Annotated in this window: 17 protein-coding genes; 8 read left to right on the top strand and 9 right to left on the bottom strand. The window is 74.1% G+C overall.

Annotated features, from left to right (window positions below; all coding sequences use genetic code 11):
- Positions 1–171 precede the first annotated feature (171 nt).
- The gene (locus NQO67_RS20315) at positions 172–2976 is read right to left on the bottom strand and encodes a beta-glucosidase (protein WP_255951490.1); all 2805 of its coding nucleotides are present in this window, start codon (positions 2974–2976) and stop codon (positions 172–174) included.
- Positions 2977–3191: 215 nt separating this feature from the next.
- Between NQO67_RS20315 and NQO67_RS20310 the strand changes: the two genes are divergently transcribed.
- The gene (locus NQO67_RS20310; protein ID WP_255951489.1) at positions 3192–3824 is read left to right on the top strand and encodes a TetR/AcrR family transcriptional regulator; all 633 of its coding nucleotides are present in this window, start codon (positions 3192–3194) and stop codon (positions 3822–3824) included.
- A gap of 75 nt (positions 3825–3899) precedes the next feature.
- Here the strand turns inward: NQO67_RS20310 and NQO67_RS20305 are convergent, their stop codons facing one another.
- From NQO67_RS20305 to NQO67_RS20285, 5 genes are all read right to left on the bottom strand, one after another.
- The gene (locus tag NQO67_RS20305) at positions 3900–4715 is read right to left on the bottom strand and encodes an NAD(P)-dependent oxidoreductase (protein ID WP_255951488.1); all 816 of its coding nucleotides are present in this window, start codon (positions 4713–4715) and stop codon (positions 3900–3902) included.
- 75 nt (positions 4716–4790) lie between these two features.
- The gene (locus NQO67_RS20300; protein WP_255951487.1) at positions 4791–6155 is read right to left on the bottom strand and encodes a protein kinase domain-containing protein; all 1365 of its coding nucleotides are present in this window, start codon (positions 6153–6155) and stop codon (positions 4791–4793) included.
- Positions 6152–7027, bottom strand: a complete 876-nt coding sequence (locus tag NQO67_RS20295; protein WP_255951486.1) for a tetratricopeptide repeat protein — start codon at positions 7025–7027, stop codon at positions 6152–6154. The genes NQO67_RS20300 and NQO67_RS20295 overlap by 4 nt, the downstream gene beginning before the upstream one ends.
- A complete protein-coding gene (locus NQO67_RS20290; protein ID WP_255951485.1) occupies positions 7011–10349 on the bottom strand; it encodes a WD40 repeat domain-containing serine/threonine-protein kinase in 3339 nt (1112 codons plus the stop codon). Before NQO67_RS20290 ends, NQO67_RS20295 begins: the two co-directional genes overlap by 17 nt.
- A gap of 1 nt (position 10350) precedes the next feature.
- Positions 10351–10956 carry a hypothetical protein gene (locus NQO67_RS20285; RefSeq protein WP_255951484.1) on the bottom strand — a complete coding sequence of 202 codons (606 nt, stop codon included), beginning with the start codon at positions 10954–10956 and terminating at the stop codon, positions 10351–10353.
- Positions 10957–11645: 689 nt separating this feature from the next.
- On the opposite strand from NQO67_RS20285, the gene NQO67_RS20280 reads away from it, so the two are divergent.
- The 3 genes from NQO67_RS20280 to NQO67_RS20270 all read left to right on the top strand — a co-directional run bounded on the left by NQO67_RS20280 (position 11646) and on the right by NQO67_RS20270 (position 14496).
- On the top strand, positions 11646–12623 hold the full coding sequence (locus NQO67_RS20280; RefSeq protein ID WP_255951483.1) for a TauD/TfdA dioxygenase family protein: 978 nt from the start codon (positions 11646–11648) through the stop codon (positions 12621–12623).
- Positions 12624–12738: 115 nt separating this feature from the next.
- A complete protein-coding gene (locus NQO67_RS20275) occupies positions 12739–13803 on the top strand; it encodes a hypothetical protein (RefSeq protein WP_255951482.1) in 1065 nt (354 codons plus the stop codon).
- 42 nt (positions 13804–13845) lie between these two features.
- The gene (locus NQO67_RS20270; RefSeq protein WP_255951481.1) at positions 13846–14496 is read left to right on the top strand and encodes a peptide deformylase; all 651 of its coding nucleotides are present in this window, start codon (positions 13846–13848) and stop codon (positions 14494–14496) included.
- Here NQO67_RS20270 and NQO67_RS20265 read toward each other — a convergent pair.
- Positions 14474–15301 carry an EI24 domain-containing protein gene (locus NQO67_RS20265; protein WP_255951480.1) on the bottom strand — a complete coding sequence of 276 codons (828 nt, stop codon included), beginning with the start codon at positions 15299–15301 and terminating at the stop codon, positions 14474–14476. The two genes, NQO67_RS20270 and NQO67_RS20265, sit on opposite strands and share 23 nt — an antisense overlap.
- Positions 15302–15476: 175 nt before the next feature.
- Between NQO67_RS20265 and NQO67_RS20260 the strand changes: the two genes are divergently transcribed.
- Entirely contained in the window at positions 15477–16640 is a 1164-nt protein-coding gene (locus NQO67_RS20260) for a serine hydrolase domain-containing protein (protein WP_255951479.1), read from the top strand.
- A gap of 86 nt (positions 16641–16726) precedes the next feature.
- On the opposite strand, the gene NQO67_RS20255 is transcribed toward NQO67_RS20260, so the two are convergent.
- The gene (locus NQO67_RS20255; protein ID WP_255951478.1) at positions 16727–17797 is read right to left on the bottom strand and encodes an NADP-dependent oxidoreductase; all 1071 of its coding nucleotides are present in this window, start codon (positions 17795–17797) and stop codon (positions 16727–16729) included.
- Between the two features lie 159 nt (positions 17798–17956).
- Here NQO67_RS20255 and NQO67_RS20250 point away from each other — a divergent pair, with 159 nt between their 5' ends.
- Positions 17957–18457 carry a MarR family winged helix-turn-helix transcriptional regulator gene (locus NQO67_RS20250; RefSeq protein WP_255951477.1) on the top strand — a complete coding sequence of 167 codons (501 nt, stop codon included), beginning with the start codon at positions 17957–17959 and terminating at the stop codon, positions 18455–18457.
- A 93-nt stretch (positions 18458–18550) separates the two neighbouring features.
- On the opposite strand, the gene NQO67_RS20245 is transcribed toward NQO67_RS20250, so the two are convergent.
- On the bottom strand, positions 18551–19228 hold the full coding sequence (locus NQO67_RS20245) for an SCO2400 family protein (RefSeq protein ID WP_255951476.1): 678 nt from the start codon (positions 19226–19228) through the stop codon (positions 18551–18553).
- Between the two features lie 411 nt (positions 19229–19639).
- Between NQO67_RS20245 and NQO67_RS20240 the strand changes: the two genes are divergently transcribed.
- Both NQO67_RS20240 and NQO67_RS20235 read left to right on the top strand, forming a co-directional pair.
- Positions 19640–20833 (top strand): mandelate racemase/muconate lactonizing enzyme family protein, encoded by a 1194-nt coding sequence (locus tag NQO67_RS20240; protein WP_255951475.1) that lies wholly within the window; start codon positions 19640–19642, stop codon positions 20831–20833.
- Positions 20830–21951 carry a zinc-dependent alcohol dehydrogenase gene (locus NQO67_RS20235; protein WP_255951474.1) on the top strand — a complete coding sequence of 374 codons (1122 nt, stop codon included), beginning with the start codon at positions 20830–20832 and terminating at the stop codon, positions 21949–21951. The genes NQO67_RS20240 and NQO67_RS20235 overlap by 4 nt, the downstream gene beginning before the upstream one ends.
- Positions 21952–22053 lie beyond the last annotated feature (102 nt).

Below are 22053 nucleotides of genomic sequence, written 5' to 3'. Positions count from 1 at the left end.
GGGCCGGGAGTCTGCCACAAGGTGCCGGGGCGGGACGAGTTCGCGCAGGATCCGGCACGAAGCTGTTGCGGGCCGGTTTTCCCGGGTCCGCAACGGCTCCGTGCCGGGCGCGGTTTCGCCGCCCGCCGACGGCGTGGGCCGGTCGGCGGGCCGCGCCGCACCGGCCGCCCGTCAGCGCTCGGTGACGGTCCTCAGCCGCAGGTCGGCGGAGGAGCGGCCCGCTTCGATGGTGTAGGGGCCCGGTACCGGGGCCCATGTGGTGGCGCTCTCGTCCCAGACCTGGAAGACCCGGGGGTGCAGCGCGACGACCACCTCGACGCACTCCCCCGGCTGGGCCGTCACCCCGGCGAATCCGGCCAGCACACGGGCCGGACGCTCGGCGTCCACGCCCCCCGCGGCACCGGGAAGGCCACCCGGACCGCCCTGCCCGTCCTGCCCGTCCTGCCCGGTCCGGTCAGCCGGGCCCGCGTAGACCTGTACGACCTCGCGACCGGTACGCGTGCCGGTGTTGCGCAGCCGTACCGTCGCCGCGGTGTCCGTGACGTCGAGCGACTCGTACGTCCAGTCGGTGTACCCGAGGCCGTGTCCGAAGGGGTAGACGGGGGTGCGTCCGGCACGCTGCCAGGCGCGGTAGCCGATGAACACGCCCTCGGAGTAGTGCAACGTGCCGTCGGTGGGCGTCACCTCCGTCACCGGTGCGTCGCGCAGCGCGCCCCAGGTGGTGGGCAGCCGGCCGCCCGGTTCCGCGGCGCCGAGCAGCACGTCGGCCAGGGCCGCGCCGCCCTCCTGGCCGGGGAACCAGCTGAGCAGGACCGCGGCGACCTCGTCGCGCCAGGGCAGCTCCACGGGGGAGCCGGCGTTGACGACGACGATGGTGCGCGGGTTGGCGGCGGCGACCGCGCGTACCAGTTCGTCCTGCCGGCCGGGCAGCGCCAGGTCGGGGCGGTCGAAGCCCTCGGACTCGACGCGCTCCGTGGTGGCGACGACCACCACGGCGGCGTCCGCGTCGCGCGCCGCCGCGGCGGCCTCGGCGATCAGCTCGTCGGGGTCGTGCCGCGGCGGCAGGTGCACCAGGGAGAAGACGACGCCGGGCAGCGGCGGGGCGTACTGCGGGTCGAGCGTGTTCAGCAGGGAGACCTGCACCGGCTCGCCGGCGGTGAGCGTGACGCCGGCCCGCTCCAGCGGCTCGCCGAAGAACGCCTCGAACGGGTCCGACACCTCGCCCATCTCCTGCGCGCCCCGGTAGACGGCCGCGCCGCCGACGCTCAGCACGAAGTCGCCGAGGCCGCGGGTGCCCAGGGCGTGCGCGCCGCTCTCGCGCGGGGTGAAGGTGCCGGTGATCTCGATGCTGTGCAGGGTCTCGTGGGTGACGCCGTCGGGCAGGTCGTCACCGATCCACTGGATCTGGCCGGTGGGCAGCGGTGCGGTGCCGAGTACCGTGCCGGACGCGTCACGGCAGACGGCACGCAGCTCGAAGCCCTGGTCGGCGGGCGAGAGTTCCTCGCTGAGGTCGGCGCCCAGCGCCCAGGTGACGGTGGACTCGGGCAGCGCGTCGGTGAGGCCGTCGAGCGGCGAGACGACATGGTCGGGGAAGACGGTGGCGGAGCCGCCGCCGAGCACCCGGGCGTCGCGCGCCGCGGCACCGATCAGCGCGAGGGTGCCGATGCGGGCCGGGTCGAGCGGCAGCACCGGGCGCGCCCCGGGCTCCCGCGAGGCCCCCTCCTGCCCCGCGGAAGCCCCCGGTCCGGCACCGTCGCCCATGTCGCCCGCGGTCCAGCCGGGCACGGGCCACGCGCCCGCGGGCTCGGCCTCGGCGTCCGCGGTCCCGGAATCCGCCGCGCCACGCGCCGGAGCGTCGCCCACCGACCCGCCCGGCACCGGCTCGTTGCGTACCAGGACGAAGCCGCAGCGGGCGATCTCGCGGGCCAGTGCCGGGCCGTCGACCTCGGCGGGCAGGGCGGCGGCGGGCACCACCGGCTCGGCGCCCCGGAGGATGCCGACGCGCGCGGCGAGCATCAGCACCCGGCGCACCGCGCGGTCCACGGTGGCCTCTTCGACCTGCCCGGAGCGCACCGCGGCGGCGAGCGCCGCCCCGAAGACGGTCGTGGGTCCGGGCATGGCGAGGTCGAGGCCGCCGTTGATGGTGCCGACGGTCGAGCGGGCCGCCGTCCAGTCCGAGACGTTGATGCCGTCGAAGCCCCACTCGCCGCGCAGCACGCCCTCCACGAGGGGGGCGTGCTCGGTCATGGTGATGCCGTTGACGGTGTTGTAGGCGGTCATCACGCCCCAGGGGCTGGCGTCCTTGACGATCGCCTCGAACGGGGCCAGGTACAGCTCGCGCAGGGTGCGTGGCGAGACGATGTTGTCGACGGTGAAGCGGTCGGTCTCGGCGTCGTTGGCCACGAAGTGCTTGACCGTGGTGCCGACGCCGCCGGACTGCACGCCTCGCACGTAGCCCGTGCCGATCGCGCCCGTCAGGTACGGGTCCTCGCTGTAGGTCTCGAAGTGCCGGCCGCCGCGCGGCGAGCGGTGCAGGTTGACGGTCGGCGCGAGCAGGACGTGCACGCCCTTGCGGCGGGCCTCCTGGGCGAGCAGGGTGCCGGCGCGGCGGGCCAGGTCCGGGTCGAAGGAGGCGGCGAGCGCGGTCGGCGAGGGCAGGGCGACGGACGGGTCGGCCGCGGTCCACCGCACGCCCCGCACACCGATCGGGCCGTCCGACATCACCAGCGAACCGAGGCCGATCTCGGGGAGCGCGGGCAGCGACCACATGTTCTGCCCGGCGAGCAGCCGGGTCTTGGCGTCGAGTCCGAGCGTGCCGAGCGCCGCCTCGACGACCGCGGCACGCTGCCGTTCGGCCGCCGCACCGTCCGGGTCGGCCGCCCCGTGTGCCGGCTCGGCCGTCCGGCCGGCCGGGCCGGTCGTCCCACCGGGCCGGACGTCGGTCCGCGCCGCCTGGTCGGCTCGGGCATCCGCCATGGAGAACCTCCTGCTGGTCGCCGCTCGTGGTCCCGCTCGCCAACGGCCCGGCGGTGCCGCCGGTGGACCGGCGGTTTCCGGCCCGGTCCCTGCCGTTCGGTCCATCCTGCCCCCGCAACCTGTAAATCGGTAGATTTAGTTATCTCGCCGTTATTGAAGGATGCCGTACGGTCCTGACACGACGGCAGTTCGGGCGAAGGGCGGGCACGGGTGGCATGGCGGCCAGGGCGAGGAAGTCGACGCGGGGGGACGAACGTCGGGCGGAGATCCTCCGGGCGGCCTTCGAGGTGATCGGCGAGCGCGGCTACCGGGGCGCGACCCTGAGCGCGGTCGCCGAGCGCGTCGGCCTCACCCAGCAGGGCCTGCTGCACTACTTCCCCACGAAGGAGGCGCTGCTGGTCGCCGTCCTGGAGAAGCGCGACGAGTGGGACGCGGTGCCGGAGGCCCAGTGGCGCCTGGACCTGCTCGCCTCGCTCGTCGAGTACAACACGATGCGCTCCGGCATCGTGCAGACCTTCTCGGCGTTGCTCGGCGAGAGCGTCACGGAGGACCACCCGGCGCGCGGCTTCTTCACCCAGCGGTACGCGCGGCTGCGGGCGAGCATGGCGCAGGTGCTGCGCGCCGAGTTCGGCGACGTGCTGCCCGGCGGGCTGACTCCGGAGCGCGCCGTGCCGCTCCTGGTGGCGGTGATGGACGGCTTGCAGTACCAGTGGCTGCTCGACCCGGAGGCGGTGGACATGCCGGGGGCGTTCCGCGACTTCCTGATGCTGCTGGCGGGCAGCCACGACGTCGGGGGCGCGGGCGCCGGGGGCAGGGGTGCCGGGAGCGAGGGCGCGGGAGGCCGGTAGGCCCCGACGCGCGACCGGCTCACCGGCGGCCGGCCGGACGGTCCGTGCGCACCGTCCGGCCCGGGCGGGTTGGGTTCAGGCCTTCCGGCCGCGGATGTGCGGGACGACACCGGCGACGTCGACGTGGGCCAGCTCGGGGTCGGCTGCGGCCGACTCGTAGTGCCCGCGTACCGCCTCCAGCAGGGGCAGCGACACGGCGTCCGTCGCCAGGCCGGTGTCCTTGACGGCGAGCGACATGTCGAAGTGCACCCCTTCGGCGAAGGCACGCGGCACCGCGCCCGCCAGCGGCCCCGACGCCAGCGTCCGCCGCACGGTCTCCTCGTCCAGGCCCAGCGCGTCACCGAGCGCCAGTGCCTCAGCGACCAGGGCGACGCCGCCCAGCAGCGCCACGTTGACGATGAGTTTGCGCGCGGCGGCCGAGCCGAGCGGGCCGGTGCGGGTGACGGTGCCGAAGTGCGCCAGCACCGGTTCGGCGGCGGCCGCGTCGCCGCCCGCCAGGATGCCGAGCTGTCCGGCCTCGGCCTTGTCGGTGCTGCCGACCACGGGGGCGTCCACCAGCGTCACGCCGTCCGGCACCCGGCGCGCCAGCTCCTGCACCGCCTCGGGTCCGATGGTGGACATCTCGATCCAGACGGTGCCGGGACGCAGCCGGGGAACGAGGGCTTCGGCGACGGTGTGCACCGCCTGGGAGTCGGTGAGCATGGTGATGACGACGTCGGCGTCCCGGACCGCGTCGCCGGGATCGGCGGCCACCCGCGCACCGCGGGCGGCGAACGGCTCCGCCCGGGCCGCGGTGCGGTTCCAGACCGTCAGCTCGTAGTCGGAGTCCAGCAGGTGACGGGCCATCGCCGCGCCCATGTGGCCAAGGCCGAGAAAAGCGATCTTCTCCATGGTGGCGACCCTAGGGCCTGTGCGGCAGGCTGCAAGGACCGCGGCGGCCGGCGGTGCCGGTCAGCCGAGGACGGCTCATCCCTTCCAGGCCGACCGGAGCGCGTCGGCGAAGGCGGTGGCGTCCGTGAAGCCGATCTCCGGCTGCTCCCGCAGGGCCTGGTCGAGGACCGCGGCGAGGCGACCCGGCAGGTCGGGTGCGACCTTGCGGATCGGGGTCGCCTCGGTCTGGAGCACCACGTGCCAGGGGTCCCTGCCGCGCGGGAACGGGCGGGGCAGCCGGCCGGTCAGCATCTGGTAGAGGCATGCGGCGAGCGCCCACACGTCGACCGCCGCGGTGGCATAGCGGAAGTTGACGACCTGCTGGCGCGGCAGGTACCAGGGCTTGCCCGCCGCGGCGCCGGTCCGGGTCAACCCGCTCAGGCCGGCCTGGTCGAAGGACTTGGCCAGGCCGAAGTCCGACACCTTGGCCGTGGTGGCACCGTCGGGTGCGGTGTCGAGGAGGATGTTGCCGGGGCTGAGGTCGCGGTGCACCACGCCCTGGTCGTGCGCGTGGGCCAGCCCCGCCAACGCCTGGAGCGCCAGCGGTACGGCCTCGTCCACGGGCAGCCGTCCGCCCTTGCGCCGCAGCAGCTTGTCGAGGCTGCCGCCCCGGCAGTACTCGATGGTGAAGAAGAACGTGCCGTCGGCGAATCCGGAGTCGTGCAGCGCGGCGATGTTGGTGTGCCGCAGGGAGCGGGTGAGGGCCACCTCGCGCAGGAACCGGGCCCGTGCCTCGGCGCGCGCCGCGACCTTCGGCAGCATCACCTTCAGCGCCACCTGCCGGCGCGTGTCGCGGTGCCGCGCCAGGTACACCGCGCCCATGCCGCCGCGCCCCAGTTCCCGCAGCAGCTCGTAGTCGGCGAGCGTGGACAGCTCCTCGCGTCCCTCGCGTGCCGCCGCCAGCAGCAGCTTCAGCACCTCGGAGGGTTCGTCCCGGCACACCGCGCAGACGTACGCCCCGTCCGCGTCCCTCGTGTCACCCGGTCCCTCCCGGCCGCAGGCGGCGCACCGGGCGGGCTCAGCCCGCAGCGTGGGCCGCAGCACCTCGACGCGGAACACCGTGGAGCCGATCCGGAACTCGTCGCCGTCCGCCAGGTCGTGCTCGGGCCAGGCCTGGGACGCGGCCTCCTCGGGTGTCTGGTGGGGTGCGCGCTGGCCGATCTTCGCGCCGTTGACGAAGGTGCCGTTGCGGCTGCCGAAGTCGCGGATGCGCAGGTCGGGCGGGTTGATGTCCAGCAGGCAGTGGTGCCGCGAGACGGTCCGGTGCTGTGCGTCGTCCGGCAGCCGCACCGTGCATTCGGCGGCCCGGCCCAGTACGCAGGTGGTGCGTTCGGCGAAGTCGTAGGTGCGGGGCGCGAGGGGGCCCTTCACCAGGTGCAACGTGACCGTGGGAGCGGTCACGCCGAGGGTCCCCTGCCGCCCGACCGCATCCGGCGCAGGTGCTGCTCGGCCTTGGCGGAGCCCGCCGCGGCGGCCTGCCGGTACCACTGCTCGGCCTCCCGCGGACGGGAACGCTCCAGCACCTCCCCCAGGTTGAGCATGCCCATCGGCTCGCCGGCCTCGGCGGAGCGGCGGAACCACTGCTCGGCCTCCGCTGCGCGTTCGGTGTCCCGCAGGATGTTGCCGAGGTTGTTCATGGCCTGGGGTTCGCCCAGGTCGGCGGCGCGCCGGTACCACTGCTCGGCCTCCGCCTCGCGCCCCGCGGCCTGCACCAGGTGGGCCAGCGAGTACATGGCCCCCGCGTCCCCCTTGTCGGCCGCTCCGCGCAGCCACCGCTCGGCCTCCTGGTTGCTGCCCCGGTCCCGCAGGAGCATGCCCAGCGCCAGCATGCCCATCATCTCGTCCTGTTCCGCCGCGCCGCGCATCCACCGTTCCGCGTCGGCAAGGCGGCCGTCGGCGATGGCGCGGAAGCCCTCCTCGATCTGGGCGGGGCCGTAGCCGAGCTCGGCGGCGCGCTGCTGCCACGGCTGGACCTCGTCCTCCCTGCCGAGCTTGCGCAGCGCCACCGTCAGGTTGTGCATCCCCATCGCGCTGCCCAGGTCGGCGGCCCGCCGGAACTGCTCGAGCGCCTCCTGCGTGCGGCCCTGCTCGAACAGCGAGGCCGCCAGCCGGTTGATGGCGTCGACATCGCCGGACTGCGCCTCGTGACGCCTGCGGGCGAGGCTGGTGTCCAGCTGTGGGGCGCCGGTGATCTGCACGATCTCCCGGAGCAACGGCTCCAGACCTCCGGCACCCTCGGTGCCGTGCCCACCCCGCTTACGGCCGAACAACACGGCGGCCTCCCTCGTCGTCTCGGTCTTCGTCGTCGGTGCACGGCCCGGCTGCCGGGCGAACGGCCAACGTCCAGTCCAGTTGCCAGAGTTCCAGGCTCCCGTCGGCCGCGGCGAACAGCGCCGAGCAGCCGTCGGGACGCAGCACGGCGTCCCTGAAGCCGCCCTGCCGGCCGTCCAGCACCCGCAGGCACCGCCCGGTCGCGACCTCCCACACCCGCAGCGTCGCGTCGCTTCCGCGCGACAGCGCGAAGCGCCCGTCCGCGGTCGGCTCCACCGCCCTGGCGTCGCACGGCTGCTCGTCGAAGACGCGCAGGCAGCTGCCGGTCGCGGTGTCCCACGCCCGGATGGTGCGGTCATGGGGCCCGCCGCAGGAGAGCAGCAGCCGCCGTCCGACGTCCGCGTGGATCGTCCCGACCGACCCGGCGCCGCCGCGCAGTTCCGTCAGGCAGCGGCCGTCGTCGAGGTCCCAGAGCCGGACGGTGTGGCCGGGTGCGGAGGTCGCCGCGGTACGGCCGTCCGGTGCGAGCCACAGCTCGGGTTGCCGGCCGTGGTCCGCGTCGAGGGTCCGCAGGCACGCCCCGCTCGCCATCTCCCACAGGCCGACGCGATCGTCGGCCCCGCGCACCAGGGCAAGCCGCCCGTCGGCGCTGAACCGGGCCGCACCGGCGCCCAGGGTGAGCCGGAGCGACGCCTCACGCTCCCCGGTCGCCGTCGACCAGGCGTCCAGCGAGCCGTCCCGGGTCGCGGTGAGCACCGTGCGTCCGTCGGCGCTGAACCGGACGACCTTCCCCCAGGCGGCGGGCAGGTCCTCGATCACCGGGCCGCGTTCGCCGGAGGCCACGTCCACCAGGTGCAGGGTGCCGGCGAGCCGGACCGCTGCGGTGCGGCCGTCCGGCGAGACGGCGAGGGCGTCAGCGGCGGTGTCGAACCGTGCCACGACCCGCGCCGGCCAGGCGGCGCCAAGACCCGTACGGGTCACGCGCCGGTCGCCGGCCAGCGCCCGCCAGACGGCCAGTGCCGCCGGGGCACGCTCGTGTCCCGGGGTGGCGCGTGCCCGGGTGAGCAGCGTGAGCGCGTCGGCGCAGCGACCGTCCCGCAGTGCCCGCTCCGCCTCGGCGACCAGCGCGGCGGCCCTGCTGTGCAGGCTGTTCAGTTCGGCGTGCCGGCGGGGCCGGCTGAGGTGGGCGGTGGCCGTGTACGGCTCGGGCAGCCGCCATCTGCGTGCGGTGCCGTCCCTCGCCCCCGTCAGCAGGTGTTGCCCGTCGTCGAGGAAGAGCACGGACTCCACCCGGCCCCGGTGGCCACGGAAGGTACGCAGGGTGCGGCCGGTGGCCCGCTCCCAGAGCCGTACGGCGCCGTCGTGGTCCCCGCCGGCCACGAACCGCCCGTCGGGGCTCAGGTCCAGGCAGTCGGCGTGGCCGTGGACGGTGCCGAGTCGGGCGCAGGTCTCCGGGTCCCACAGCCGGACGCCCTGGCCGTGCGGGGCGGCGGCGACGACGCGTCCGTCGCGCCGCAGGGCGAGGGGGACGGGCAGGGTGTCCCGTGCGGGCAGGACGGCACGGGTGCGTGCGTGGTCAGGGTCGCGCAGGCACACCAGGCCGTCGGCGCAGGGGAACACCAGCAGCCGACCGTCCGCTGACGCCTCCAGCGGACCGCGACCGTAGCCCTCCAGGGCGTAGCGGACCCGCCCGGTCGCCAGGTCCCAGCCCAGTACCGTGCCGTCGCTGGTGCCCGCGACCACCAGGCACGCGCTGGGCAGCAGCCGCAGCGTGTGCACGGCGGTGTCGCCGGAGCGGTAGTACGGGGTGAAGGTCCGCAGGCAGCTGCCGTCGGTGAGGTCCCAGAGCCGCACCAGGCCGTCCGAGCCGACACCGGCGGCCTGCCGCCCGTCCGGCGCGAGGTCGACGGCGTGGTGCATGCCGTCGAGTGCGCGCAGCGGGTGTCCGGTGTCCAGGTCCCAGAGCCGGACGGTGCCGTCACAGGCCGTCAGTGCCCGCCGCCCGTCGCGGGTGGCGCGGATCTCGAGGTCCGGCTCGGCCCGTCGGGCCCTGCCGAGTACCGGGTCGTCGTCCCACTCCTCGTAGCCGTACCAGGGCACCGGCCGCACGTCGGACGCGGCGCCGGGGCCGAGCGCGCCGCGCTCCCGGTGGACCTCGTCCAGCAGCGGGCGTACCCGCCGGACGTCCGGCGCGTCGGCTCGGGCGGCCTCCAGCGCCGAGAGCACGTCCTCGTCCGTGGCCGCGCCCTGCCGCCAGCGCTCCAGGCCGGCGTTGTAGGTGGCCTCCGGGTGGCGCGGATCGACGTCGAGGGCGGCCGAGAAGGCGTCACGGGCTTCCGCCGTGCGGCCCAGGTCCAGCAGGGACAGGGCCCGGTTGTTGAGTTCGTCGGCGCGCAGGTGTGCGGCGCGCGGCTGGGGCCTGGCGAACCGCTCTCCGGTCACCTGCCCGTACCCGGCGACGAGTTCGTCCGCCACCTCGGCCATCGTGCCCGGCCTTGCCTCCGGCTCCTCGGCGAGGCAGCGGGCGAGCAGGTCGGCGACCGTGTCGGGCATCGCCGGCAGCTCGTCCGCGTACGACCCGGGGCCCGCCGCCTGCGTCCGGTAGGCCGCGAGCGCCTCGCCCGCGACCGGGCCCAGCAGCCAGGTCACCTCGCCCGTGAACATCTCCAGCACCGACACCGCGAAGCTGTAGATGTCGGTGTGGTGGCTCACCCGGGAGTGCGCCGTCTGCTCGGGCGAGGCGTACGCCGGGGTCATCCCGCACGTGGGCACCGGTGCGCCGCTGCCGGCCGTACGGGCCCTGGCCAGGCCGAAGTCGGTGACCTTGGCGGTGCCGTCGCTGTCCAGCAGCACGTTGGCCGGTTTGACGTCCTGGTGCACCAGGCCGCGTTCGTGGGCGTGCGTGAGGCCCCAGGCGGTCTGGATCGACAGGTCCAGGACGCGGGCCAGTGCCTTGGCGGGTCCGCCCGCGTACAGGCTTCGGTCGTCGATCGCGTCCCGCAGGCTGCCGCCCGGCACGTACTCCGCGAACACCCGCGGGATGCCGTCCAGGACACGCACGTAGTGGCAGCCGCACACGTTCGGGTGCAGGCCGAGCGAGACCCAGGTCTCGGCTTCCCGGACGAAGGTCCGCTTCTGTTCCTCGCTGCGGAACAGTTCGGCCCGGGGGCACTTCACGGCCAGGTCCACGTCCCACTGGCGGTGCCACACCCGGTAGACCAGGCCCATGCCGCCGTGCGTGTGGATCCCCGTCACCACGTACTGGCCGGCCACGAGGTCACCGATCGCCCAGGGGGCCGGCCCCGGCTGCCCCCCGAACGGCACGTCAGCCGGCCCGGTAGCCCGGCAGGGCGGCGAACGAGGCGTCCACCACGGCGCTCTCGCGCACCGTTCGCGCCCAGGCGCGCGCCTTCGTCAGCGGGTGCTGGGGGAACTGCGGGTCCCAGGCGGCGTCGTCACTCAGCTCGTACTCCAGCTTCGGGTCGTACGGGTGCGGGCTCCGCCCCGCGGTGGGCGTGCCCAGCTTGACCCTGGCCGTGACCTCGCGGACGCCACTGATGTCCCACTCCTCGAACTGCCCGGTCAGCACGGCGGTGCGGTTCGCCTTGGCGAGCACGAAGGAGGCCCTGAAGCGGCGCCCGGTGCGGGCCTTGGGGATCGATTCGGCCACCAGCGTGTACAGCGCCGTGGTGCCGTCCAGCGCGACGGCGTCGGCTTCGAGGAGGATCCCGGTGGCGGAGTGCATCCGCGCGAGCTCGCGGCGCAGCGTGCCGATCTCCTCCACCCACAGGGGGCTGCGCGGCAGGGCCTGCCGCGTGCTCAAGACGACCACGTCGCGGGTCTGCGGGTCGAACCAGCTGTGTGCGTCGAGCCGTTCGAATCCGGCGGCGTCGAAGGCTATGGGCTCTGAATTCGAGGACACATGGGCCACAGCCGCAAGCTAGCACGCCCCTACGGCCCGCCACCGCCGTCATGTCCGCTACGGCGCACCCGAGTTCACGCCCTCACCGCACACAGCACACGCACACGCACACGCACACCATCGAAGTCCCCCGACACCCCGTCCGCCATGCGGACGTCGACGCCGCGCATGTTGCCGCAGCATGAAATCGGGGCCGCGCCCCCGGCGCCCGCGCCGCACCCGCGGCCGAGCACCACACCACCCTGAACAGGACGCGAGAAACACCAGGTCAGATCCGTCGCACCGGCTGTTGAACGGGGTCCGTGGCAGCACGGCGCAGACGTGGTTGTCGCACGTCGTGAACAAACTCCGTGGCGGTTGCACCTTCTTGACGCGCATCAGGAGCGTTGCGACGCTCCGGGACATGTCCGCGATGACCGTGACGACTCCGCGACGCCGCCACCGTGCCGGGCGCCCCGCGCGGCCGGCCTGTACCGGCTGCTGTACCGCGTAGCCGGTCCCCGCCGAACCCGCGTTCTCCTCGCCCCGTCCCGTTCGCCCCTTTCGCTTCCGGCTCGGGCCCGCCGTCAGGCCTGCTCCCCTGCCGTCCGCCTCCCCCGGGTGCCCGGGCCCGCCGAGCCCTGCGCACACGCCGTGCCACACACCCGTGCCCCACACCCGTGCCACACACCGACCACCCGTTCCCGAAAGGAACCTCCATGAGCCTCACCGCGCCCGTCGCCGACTCCTCCTCCCCCGCCGTCCCGCTCACCGTGCAGAAGATCGGCGGGCGGCTCGGTGCCGTCCTCTCGGGTGTGCGGCTGGGTGGGGATCTGGCCCCGGAGACGGTGGCCGCCGTCCGTGCCGCGTTGCTGGCGCACAAGGTGGTGTTCTTCCGTGGCCAGGAGCATCTCGACGAGCAGAGCCACGAGGCCTTCGGGCGGTCGCTCGGTGCGCCTGTCGCGCATCCCACCGTGCCTTCCTCCGACGGGCGTTACGCGTTGGGCATCGACTCCGAGCACGGTGGCCGTGCCAACCAGTGGCACACCGACGTGACCTTCGTGCCGGCCTACCCGGCCTTCTCGATCCTGCGCGCGATCGTCATCCCGCCGTACGGCGGCGACACCCTGTGGGCCAACACCGCGACCGCGTACGGCAACCTCCCCGAGCCGCTGCGTGCGCTCGCCGACGGGCTGCGGGCCGAGCACACCAACGACTACGACTACGCCGCGGTGCGACCCGAGGCGCTGCCGGAGACCCTGCGCCACCACCGGGAGGTCTTCACGTCGACGAAGTACCGCACCGAGCACCCGGTGGTCCGCATCCACCCCGAGACGGGCGAACGGACGCTGCTGCTCGGCAACTTCGTGCAGAAGATCGTCGGTCTGGACGGCCGGGACACCCGCACCCTGCTCGGGCTCTTCCAGTCCCACATCGAGCGCCCGGAGAACACGGTGCGCTGGCAGTGGCGGGTGGGCGACGTGGCGATCTGGGACAACCGCGCCACCCAGCACTACGGCGTGGACGACTCCGACGACCACGAGCGCAGGCTGCGCCGGGTGACCGTCGACGGTGACGTGCCGGTCGGCGTGGACGGGCGCGCGTCGGTGCTGCTGGCGCCCGAGGCCCTGCCGGAGCCGCCGTTCGGGGCGCCGTCCGGCACGGCCGCCGCGCGGGAGGCCGTCACGGCGGCCTGACCGTCGCCCCGCACGCGGCGGGCCCCGGGCCCCGAAGGGCTGGACACCGGTCGGCGCGCCGGCGCCGGCATCGGGCATGATGTCGGCGCTGTCCAGCCGGAGGGGGTGGGGTGCCGTGACGTCGTACGCGGTCAGGAGGCTGCTCGACGCGTACGGCGGGGAGCCGGGCGCGGTGTCCGCGAGGAGTCTGGCCAGGAGCGTGGACGCGGTGGTGCGCCACGGGTCCGGTGCGGACGCCGATGCGCTGCTCGCGGTGTTCCTGGACGATCCCGCGGAGCGTGCGGAACTGCTGCCCGTCTTCGCCCGGCACGGCGATCAGGACCTGGCGGGGCGGCTGGCTGCGGCGACCGTCGGGCCTGCCGGTCTGCGTGACGGGATGCCGGCCGGGGTGCTGCACGCCCTGGGGTGCCTGGGCCACGAGCCCGTCGAGCGGCTGCTGTGGGAGCACGTTGACGGGTCCGCGGGCTCGTGGGACGAGGCGCAGCAGGCCTGCCTGGGCCTTGCGCACCTGCCGTGCACCGGGTTGCGGGGCGAGATCGCGGCCGCCCTGGAGCGGCATCGGGGCGCCAACTTCTTCCCCGAGTTCCTGCCGGTGCTGGCCGTGCAGACCGGCGACCCCGGGTGGCTCGACCGGCTCGTGGAGTGGGGTGAGGGCGCGGCGTCGACCGACTGCAACGGCGGTCTCGTGCTGGGCATCGCACGGTACGGCGCCGCCGGCCGCGGCCACTTCACCGACCTGCTGTGGAACCCCTGGTGGGAGGCGCAGGGCGGGGGCACGGGCACGGACCGCTGGGCCTACGCCGGCACCCGCGTGCTCGGCATCGGCATGGCCGAGCTGTACGCCGACCTGAAGGCGCGGTTGGACGCCGACACGGACGCCGCGACCAAACGGCACTGCCTCGCCACGTTCACGGCGATCCTGCGGCTGTGGGTGGACCGGCCCTGGCTCGGCCTGCGCAGTGCGCCGGACCCGGCGGAGACCGGGGAGGAGCTGCACGCGTTGCTGTTCGAGTGGTCCACGCCGCTCGGCGACGACGAGCTGGTCGGCCTCGCCCACGCCACCCTCGACGACCACCGGGACCGCATCATCGACGACCTGTACACGCTGCGCCGGCTGCTGGAGGTCCGCACCCGGTTCGAGCTGGCGGCCGAGGCCCCGGCGCGGCACGCGGACGCCTGACCTCGGCCGTCGTCCGTGCCGGCACCGTGGCATGCTGGGCCGATGTCGACTCCCGCGGCGCTCGCCGACCGCGTCGAGGAACTCCTCGCCGCTCCCCTGCCGTTGCCCATCGTCACCGCGGGCGACCCCGTGCTGCGTCGGCCCGCGGAGCGTTACGACGGCCAGCTCACCGCCGCGCAACTGGCCCGGTTGATCGCGGCGATGCGGGACACCATGCACGCCGCCCCCGGTGTGGGCCTGGCCGCGCCGCAGATCGGGGTACCGCTGCGGATCGCGCTGCTGGAGGATCCGGCTCAGGTGCCGGACGCGGTGCGCACCGCGCGGGGGCGTGTGCCGCTGCCGTTCCGGGTGCTGGTGAACCCGTCGTACGAGCCGGTGTCCGCCGACCCGCGGCGGGTCGGCTTCTTCGAGGGGTGTCTGAGCGTGCCGGGCTGGCAGGCCGTCGTGGCCCGGTACGCGCGGGTGCGGCTACGGGCGCTGGACGAGCAGGGGTCGCCGGTGGACGAGGAGGTGGCGGGGTGGCCCGCACGGATCGTCCAGCACGAGACCGACCACCTCGACGGCACGCTCTACCTGGACCGGGCGGAACCGCGGTCGCTGACCTCGCAGGAGGCCCTGGTCGAGCGCTGGTCGCAGCCGACCCCGCACACCGCGGCCGGTGAGCTGGGCTTCAGTCTTCCCGTGGACGGCTGAAAGCGACGCCGTCCCGCGGCATGGCTTCCTCGGGCTCGGGCGCACCGCCGTCCGGAACCGTCTCCTCCGCCAGCAGCTCGCGTGCCATCAGCGTGGCCCCCGCGACCGCGCCGGGCATCAGGAAGACCGCGACCAGCGGCACGACGAACGCCGCGGCCAGCGGTGCGCCGAAGCCCCAGACGAGCGACTTGCGGGCGCGCAGCAGCGTGAGCCGGTCGCGCAGCTCGACCTCGCGACGCTGGAGTGCCACCGCGGTCAGCTCCTCCACCAGGAAGAACCCCGTCACGAAGAACCCGAGCACCGGCACCACCGTCTGCCCCACCACCGGCAGGAACCCGAGCGCGAACAGCAGGACGCCCCACACGGCGGCCCGCACCAGCACGCGCAGGCTGTCGCGTGCCGAGATCCACAGCTCGCGCCAGAGCGGAAGCCCGGACTCCGGGGCGGTGCCGTCGGGCGACACGGACCGGTCGACGCGCTCGGACAGCGCCTCGTAGAAGGGCTGGCCCACCAGCAGCGTGACGGCCGTGAAGGTGAGCACCGCGATCAGCAGGGCCAGCGCGAAGAGCACGACGGTGAGCAGGCCGCGGAAGAGGCCCAGCCAGGGCGACGGCCAGCCGTCGGCGAACGGCGTGGCCCACGTGACCAGGTCGTCGCCCCACACCGCGAGGCACACCAGCAGCCCCAGGTAGAGCAGCAGGGTGATCAGCCCGGGCAGCAGCCCGAACCCGTACTGCCGCCCGTGCCGGGCGACCCACCGCTGCCCCTTCACCAGGTAACCGAAACCCACCCCGAGATCGCGCATGCCGCGCACCCTACCGGGCGGGTCCGCGCCCACCACCGCGCGCCGGTACCGGACGCCGCCGGACGGCACCGCCTACCGGACGCACCGCCGGGCCCCACCCGCCGGGGAATGCCCGCGCCGCCAGCCGGGTTGGTGACCTGCGGACCGTGTCAGGGTGCAGGGAGGGAACGTCCGGATGGCGCAGCAGGGTGGACGGCAGGGTGTGGTGCACGGCACCGTGGCGGCGGGGTACGAGGCGGTGCGGGGCGAGTTCGAGGCGGCCGTGGCCAGCGAGCCGGCGGATCACTCGGCGCAGCTCGCCGCGTACGTGCACGGCGAGCGGGTGGTGGACCTGTGGACGGGGCCCGACACCGACGGCGACACGCTGTTCGCGGTGTACTCGTCCACCAAGGGTGCCGCGTTCCTGGCGACGGCGCTGCTCCTCCAGGACGGTGTGCTGGACCCGGACCGTGCCGTGGCCGACTACTGGCCCGAGTTCGGCGCCGCGGGCAAGGCGGCCGTGACCCTGCGGCAGCTGCTGTCCCACCAGGCGGGGGTGATCGGCCTCGCGGACGGCAGGTTCAGCACCGCCGAGCTGGCCGACGACGCGGTGCTCGCCGCCCGGTTGGCCGGCCAGCCACCGTTCTGGCAGCCCGGCGCGGCGTTCGGCTACCACGCCCTCGTGATAGGCGCGCTGGTCGGCGAGGTGGTGCGGCGTGCCACCGGGCAGCGCCTGGCGGAGGTGTACGAGGAGCGGATCCGCGCCCCGTACGAGATCGATCTCTTCCTGGGGCTCCCCGAGGAGCACGAGCACCGCTTCCGCACCTCGCTGCCGATGCAGCCGACACCCCGCCAGCAGGCCGCGCTCGACGCTCTCCCGCGTGGCCCCCACTCGCTGGCCTCCATCGCCTTCAACAGGCCGTCCGACCTGGTGGAGTGGCCCAACCACCGCAAGGTGCGCGCGCTGGGTCAGGCGTCCGGCGGCGGGGTGGGCTCGGCACGCGGCCTGGCCCGGATGTACGCGGCGGCCGGCAGCGACGTCGACGGCCTGCCACCGCTACTGAAGCCGGAGACGCTCGCCGAGGTCGCCCGGGCGCACAGCGTGGGCAGGGACCTGGTGACCGGCATCCACCAGGCGTTCGCCCTGGGTTTCCAGGCGATCTGCCACACCCAGTACCCGTACCTGGGCGCCGGCACCTTCGGCCATGACGGGGCGGCCGGCTCGCAGGCCTTCGCCGACCCGCGCGACGGCTTCAGCTACGCGTACACCCGCCGCCGGCACGCCTTCCCCGGCGGCCCCGCACCGGAGAACGAGCGCCTGGTGCGGGCGGTGCACCGGGCGGTGACCGGGGCGGTGTGAGGCGCCGGTGTGAGGCGCCGGTGCGACGGGGCCGGACCCGAGCCGGCACCCCTCACACCCCTGTCACACCCGCACCGCGCCCGCGATCAGTCGGCCACGCTCACGACCATCTTCCCGACGTTCTGCCCGCGCAGCATGCCCAGGAACGCGTCGACGCCGTGCTCGATGCCGTCGACGACCGTCTCGTGGTACTTCAGCTCGCCGGAGCGGATCCAGGGGGCGACCTCCTCGACGAAGCGCGGCTGGAGGTGGGCGTGGTCCATGACGATCATGCCCTGGAGGCGGAGGCGCTTGCCGATGGCGAGGGCGAGGTTGCGCGGCGCGGCGGGCGGGTCGACCTCGTTGTACTGGGCGATCATGCCGCACAGGGTCACCCGGCCGTGCAGTTTCAGGCGGCCGATCGCGGCCTCCAGGTGGTCACCGCCCACGTTGTCGAAGTAGACGTCGATGCCCTCCGGCGCCGCCTCCTTGAGCTGCTCGGCGACCGGGGCCTTCTTGTAGTTGAACGCCGCGTCGAAGCCGTACTCCTCGCGGAGCAGCTTCACCTTGTCGTCGGAGCCCGCGGAGCCGATCACCCGGGCGGCACCCTTGAGGCGGGCGAGCTGCCCGGCCACGCTGCCGACGGCGCCGGCCGCACCCGAGACGAAGACGGTGTCGCCCTCCTTGAAGGACGCGACCTCCAGCAGGCCGGCGTAGGCGGTGAGGCCGGGCATGCCGAGGACACCGAGGTAGGCGGGGAGCGGGGCGAGGGCGGGGTCGACGCGGGTGGCGTGCCGGGCGTCGAAATCGGCGTACTCCCGCCAGCCCAGGGAGTGCACGACGAGATCGCCGGGCGCGAAGCCGTCCGCCGCCGAGGCGACGACCTCGCCCACCGCAGCGCCGTCCATGGGTGCGTCGAGCCGGAAGGGCGGGACGTAGGACTTCACGTCGTTCATCCGGCCGCGCATGTACGGGTCCACGGAGAAGTAGCGGTTGCGCACCAGGATGCGGCCTTCCGCGGGCGCCGCCACCGGGGTCTCGCGCAGCGCGAAGTCCTCGGGGACGGGCCAGCCCTGCGGGCGACGCACCAGGTGCCAGGCGCGGCCGGTGGTGGGGAGCCGCGTGGAGCCGTGCGCGCCGCCGGGGTGCTGCGCGGGCTGGGGGGTGGTGCCGGGCATGGGGTCGGCCTCCTGTGATCGTGCGCTGCCGCGGTACGCCTGTCGTCGCCGCACGCGTCCCGCGTGCCGCGTCCGTACCGCCGCAAATTGTTTCAGTACCTGAAACAACCATGCGCAACGATATTTCAGTGTGTCAAGTAAATGGGTAGCCTGGAGGGCATGGCCTCCCGCTCCACCGCAGACACCCCCCACGCCACGGATGCCGCGCAGCGCTCCCCCGCCGGCCGCAGCGATCCGCTCACCCGTGAGGTCGTCGACCTCATCGGCAGCGTGGTGGCGCGCTACTACCAGGAGTACGAGCAGGCGGCGGCGCGCCATGCGCTGACCGGTGCGCAGGCGCGGATACTGGCGCTGCTGTCCGCGGCGCCGCTGCCCATGCGGGGCATCGCGCGCCAGCTGAAGTGCGAGCCGTCCAACGTGACGGGGATCATCGACCGCCTGGAGGCACGGGGTCTCGTCGAGCGCCGCCCCGATCCGGCCGACCGCCGGGTGAAACTGGCGGCGGCCACCCAGGAGGGTGCCCGGATCGCGCAGCACCTGAGCGACTCCCTCGACTTCGCCCGAGAGCCCCTGGCCGGCCTCTCCCACCAGGAACGACTTGTCCTGCGGGACCTGCTGCGCCGCATGCTGGGCGGGGTGCCGGACGCCGCCGGGGACTGACCCGGGCGGCGGGGCTCGTCGGCCCGGCGCAGCGAGTCACGTGAGCCTCGTCACCGCAGCGCAGCGCAGCGAGTCACGCGAGCGCGGCAGACCCTACGAACACCACCACACGACCACCCAGGTGCACGACTGCGTCGGCTCCGGGTCGGGATCGCCGGTGCTGGGTGGCGGCTGGGTGCTGGCGGGGGGTGGGTCGTTCGAGGTGGGCGGGTGCGTGGTGTGGGAGGTCGAGGAGCCCGAGTGGCCCGACCCTCCGGAGTGCTGGGTACCGCCGTCGCCGTCGCCCTTGCCGTCCTTCGCCTCGTCGTCCTGGCCCGCACCGTCGGACGTGCCGGCGGACGCGGAGGGGGAACCGGCGTCGTCCGGGTCGTCGGTGGAGGCGGACGGGCTGGCGGAGGGATCGGTCGATGATGTGTCGGGGTCGGAAGTGGCGTCGTCGTCGAGGGCCGCGGCCCCGTCGGGGCCGTGGAAGGGCGACTCGATGCTGACCTGAGCCAGGCTCAGCGCGCCGGAGGCGAGTACCAGACCCGCGCCGACGAGCAGCAGCTTGCGACGCTTGCGGCGGTGCGTCCTGCGGGCCCGGACCCTGCGGGCACGCCTGCCCCTTGGCTCACTCTCGTCCGTGTCGTCCCACTCGTCACCGGGCAGAGGAGCAGTGTCCTCGGTATCGAGAGGGCTCGCGTGGGCACGGCAGGCTTCCGCGGGCGTCCCGCAACCGGGACAGGCCAGGGCGCCATTGAGGTGCCTGCGGCACGAGTGGCAGTAATCCATGACGCTCGCAGGCTAGAGGTCACGCAGGGTACGGAGATAGTGACAGCCGTGAAAGTTGTGTGTAGGCGCGTCGGCTCGGGCGTGTCGCTCCCGACGATCCGCGGTGACACGTCTCCCACTTCGCCATATGTCCCCGCGGGGCGGTTCCCCGGCCACCCCGCGCGAGGCGTCGGACTCCGGGCGCCTCCCTACTCGTCCACGCCACCCACGGCTTGGCCGGATTTCACCGCCGACATACCGGAAAGAGCGGGCACATACCGCCCAGCCCATTGACACCCCAGGGGTCACGTCCTTAGTGTCTCGCCAGCATTTCGAACGTATGACGAAATACCGAACGCGGCGACGATAACGATACACGGCCAGCGGCGACACCAGTCGACGACGTGTCAGCGAGCAGCACTGGGAGCTACCGTGCGGATCACGGGAATCAGTACGCATGTGGTGGGGACACCCTGGCGGAACCTCACCTACGTCCAGGTGCACACCGACGAGGGCCTCACCGGCGTCGGAGAGACCCGGATGCTCGGGCACACCGACGCGCTGATCGGTTATCTGCGCGAGGCGGAGGCCAACCACATCGCCGGCTCCGACCCGTTCGCGGTCGAGGACCTGGTGCGCCGCATGAAGTACGGCGACTACGGGCGCGCCGGGGAGATCGTGATGTCCGGCATCGCGGTCGTGGAGATGGCCTGCTGGGACATCAAGGGCAAGGCGCTCGGGGTGCCGGTGTGGCAGCTGCTGGGCGGCAAGGTCACCGACCGGGTGAAGGCGTACGCGAACGGCTGGTACACCACCGAGCGCACCCCGGAGGCGTACCACAAGGCGGCGCGTGCGGTCGTCGAGCGCGGCTACCGCGCCCTGAAGATCGACCCCTTTGGAACCGGCCACTTCGAACTCGACCACGCACAGAGCCGGTATGCGGTCTCGCTGATCGAGGCGGTGCGGGACGCGATCGGTCCCGAGGCCGAGCTGATGCTGGAGATGCACGGCCGGTTCTCGCCCTCCACGGCGGTGCGCATGGCCCGTGAGATGGCGCCGTTCCACCCGGCCTGGCTGGAGGAGCCGGTGCCGCCGGAGAACCTCAAGGCGCTGTCGAAGGTGGCCGAGAAGGTGGACCTGCCGGTCGCGACGGGCGAGCGGATCCATGACCGGATCGAGTTCCGGGAGCTGTTCGAGTCGCAGGCGGCGGACATCATCCAGCCGGACGTCGGCCACATCGGCGGCATCCTGGAGACCCGGAAACTGGCGGCCACCGCCGAGACGCACTACGTGCTGGTGGCCCCGCACAACGTCGGCGGCTCCGTGCTCACCGCCGCCTCGCTGCACGTCGGGTTCTGCACCCCGAACTTCAAGATCCTCGAGCACTTCAACGACTTCGCGGACGCCGACATCAAGAAGGTGGTCAAGGGCGCCCCGCAGGTCGACCCGGAGACCGGCTGCTTCGAGCTGCCGACGGCACCGGGGCTCGGAGTGGAGCTGGACACCGACGCCGCCGCGGAGTTCCCGCAGCAGCAGGCGCGGTTCGACCTGTGGGCCGAGGGCTGGGAGAAGCGGGCCCCGAAGGGCACGGCGGCCGGCGCGACCGGGGCGCAGGAGTCGCAGTGAACACCGCAGCAGCGCGCCCCGCGGGGCCGTCGGGCACCCCGGAAGGACCCGTCGCCGTGCGCGTCGACGGGCCGGGTCGGCACCGTCTCGTCCCGCACGAGGTGGCCGAGCCGGGGCCCGGCGAGGCGCTGGTGCGGGTGCACGCGTGCGGGATCTGCGGCAGCGACCGCGAGGTGCTGGCGGGCACCCGGCCGGAGGGCTATGTGCGCTATCCGCTGGTGCCGGGTCACGAGTGGTCCGGCACCGTCGAGGCGGTGGGCGCCGGTGTGCCCGCGAGCCTGGTCGGACGCAGGACCGTGGGCGAGGGCTTTCGCAACTGCCAGGTGTGCACGCGCTGCCACACCGGTGAGACGACGCTGTGCACGGCCGGGTACGAGGAGACCGGCTTCACGCAGCCCGGTGCCATGGCGACCACCCTCACCCTGCCCGCCCGGCTGCTGCACCCGCTGCCCGACGACGCCGACCTGTCCGCCGCCGCCCTGCTGGAGCCCGCCGCCTGTGTCGCGGCGGCCGCGCTGAAGGCGGACGTGCACCCCGGGGAGCGGGTCGCCGTGGTCGGCACCGGCACCCTCGGCATGCTGGCCGTGCAGTTCCTCGCCGCATCCTCACCGGCCGCGCTGCTGGTCGTCGGCCTGACGGACGACCGCAGGAAGCTCGCGCAGCAGTTCGGCGCGACGGACTTCCGCACCCGTGACGAGTTGCACGGCGGCGGCACCGGCACGGGCTCCGGCGCCGGTGCCGGCGCGTCGAGCGGTGCCTCGCCGGAGCTGCTGGGAGAGTTCGACGTCGTCGTGGAGACCGCGGGTTCCGCGACGGCCGCCCGCGAGTCGCTGGCGCTGCTGCGCCGCGGCGGGCGTCTGGTGCTCACCGGCATCCCCGCGCCGGGCGCGGTCGGGCTCGACCCGACCGAGCTGGTGGTGCGGCAGGCGGAGGTGCGCACGGTGTTCGGCGCGCCGCCCACCGCCTGGGCGCACGCCGTACGGGCCTTCGGCGCCGGGCTCCTCACGCCCGCCCCGCTGATCGGCCGTGAACTACCGCTGGCGGACTTCGGCCACGCCATCGACCTGCTCGGCGCCAGCGGCCCGAAGGAGACCGGAAAGATCCTGCTCAGACCGTAAGGCCCGGCCCCGTTGTGCACGTCGGCCAGCCCGCACCACCGCGCCTGCCCCACCCCGTCCCACCCGTCGGCCACCCCCCGCCCCATCCACCGGATCCCACCC

Origin of the sequence: Streptomyces odontomachi (genome assembly GCF_024435355.1) — a bacterium.
GTDB classification, from domain to species: domain Bacteria; phylum Actinomycetota; class Actinomycetes; order Streptomycetales; family Streptomycetaceae; genus Streptomyces; species Streptomyces odontomachi.
The sequence above is the reverse complement of the archived record's forward strand: the minus strand, read 5'-3'. Positions and strand labels throughout refer to the sequence as shown.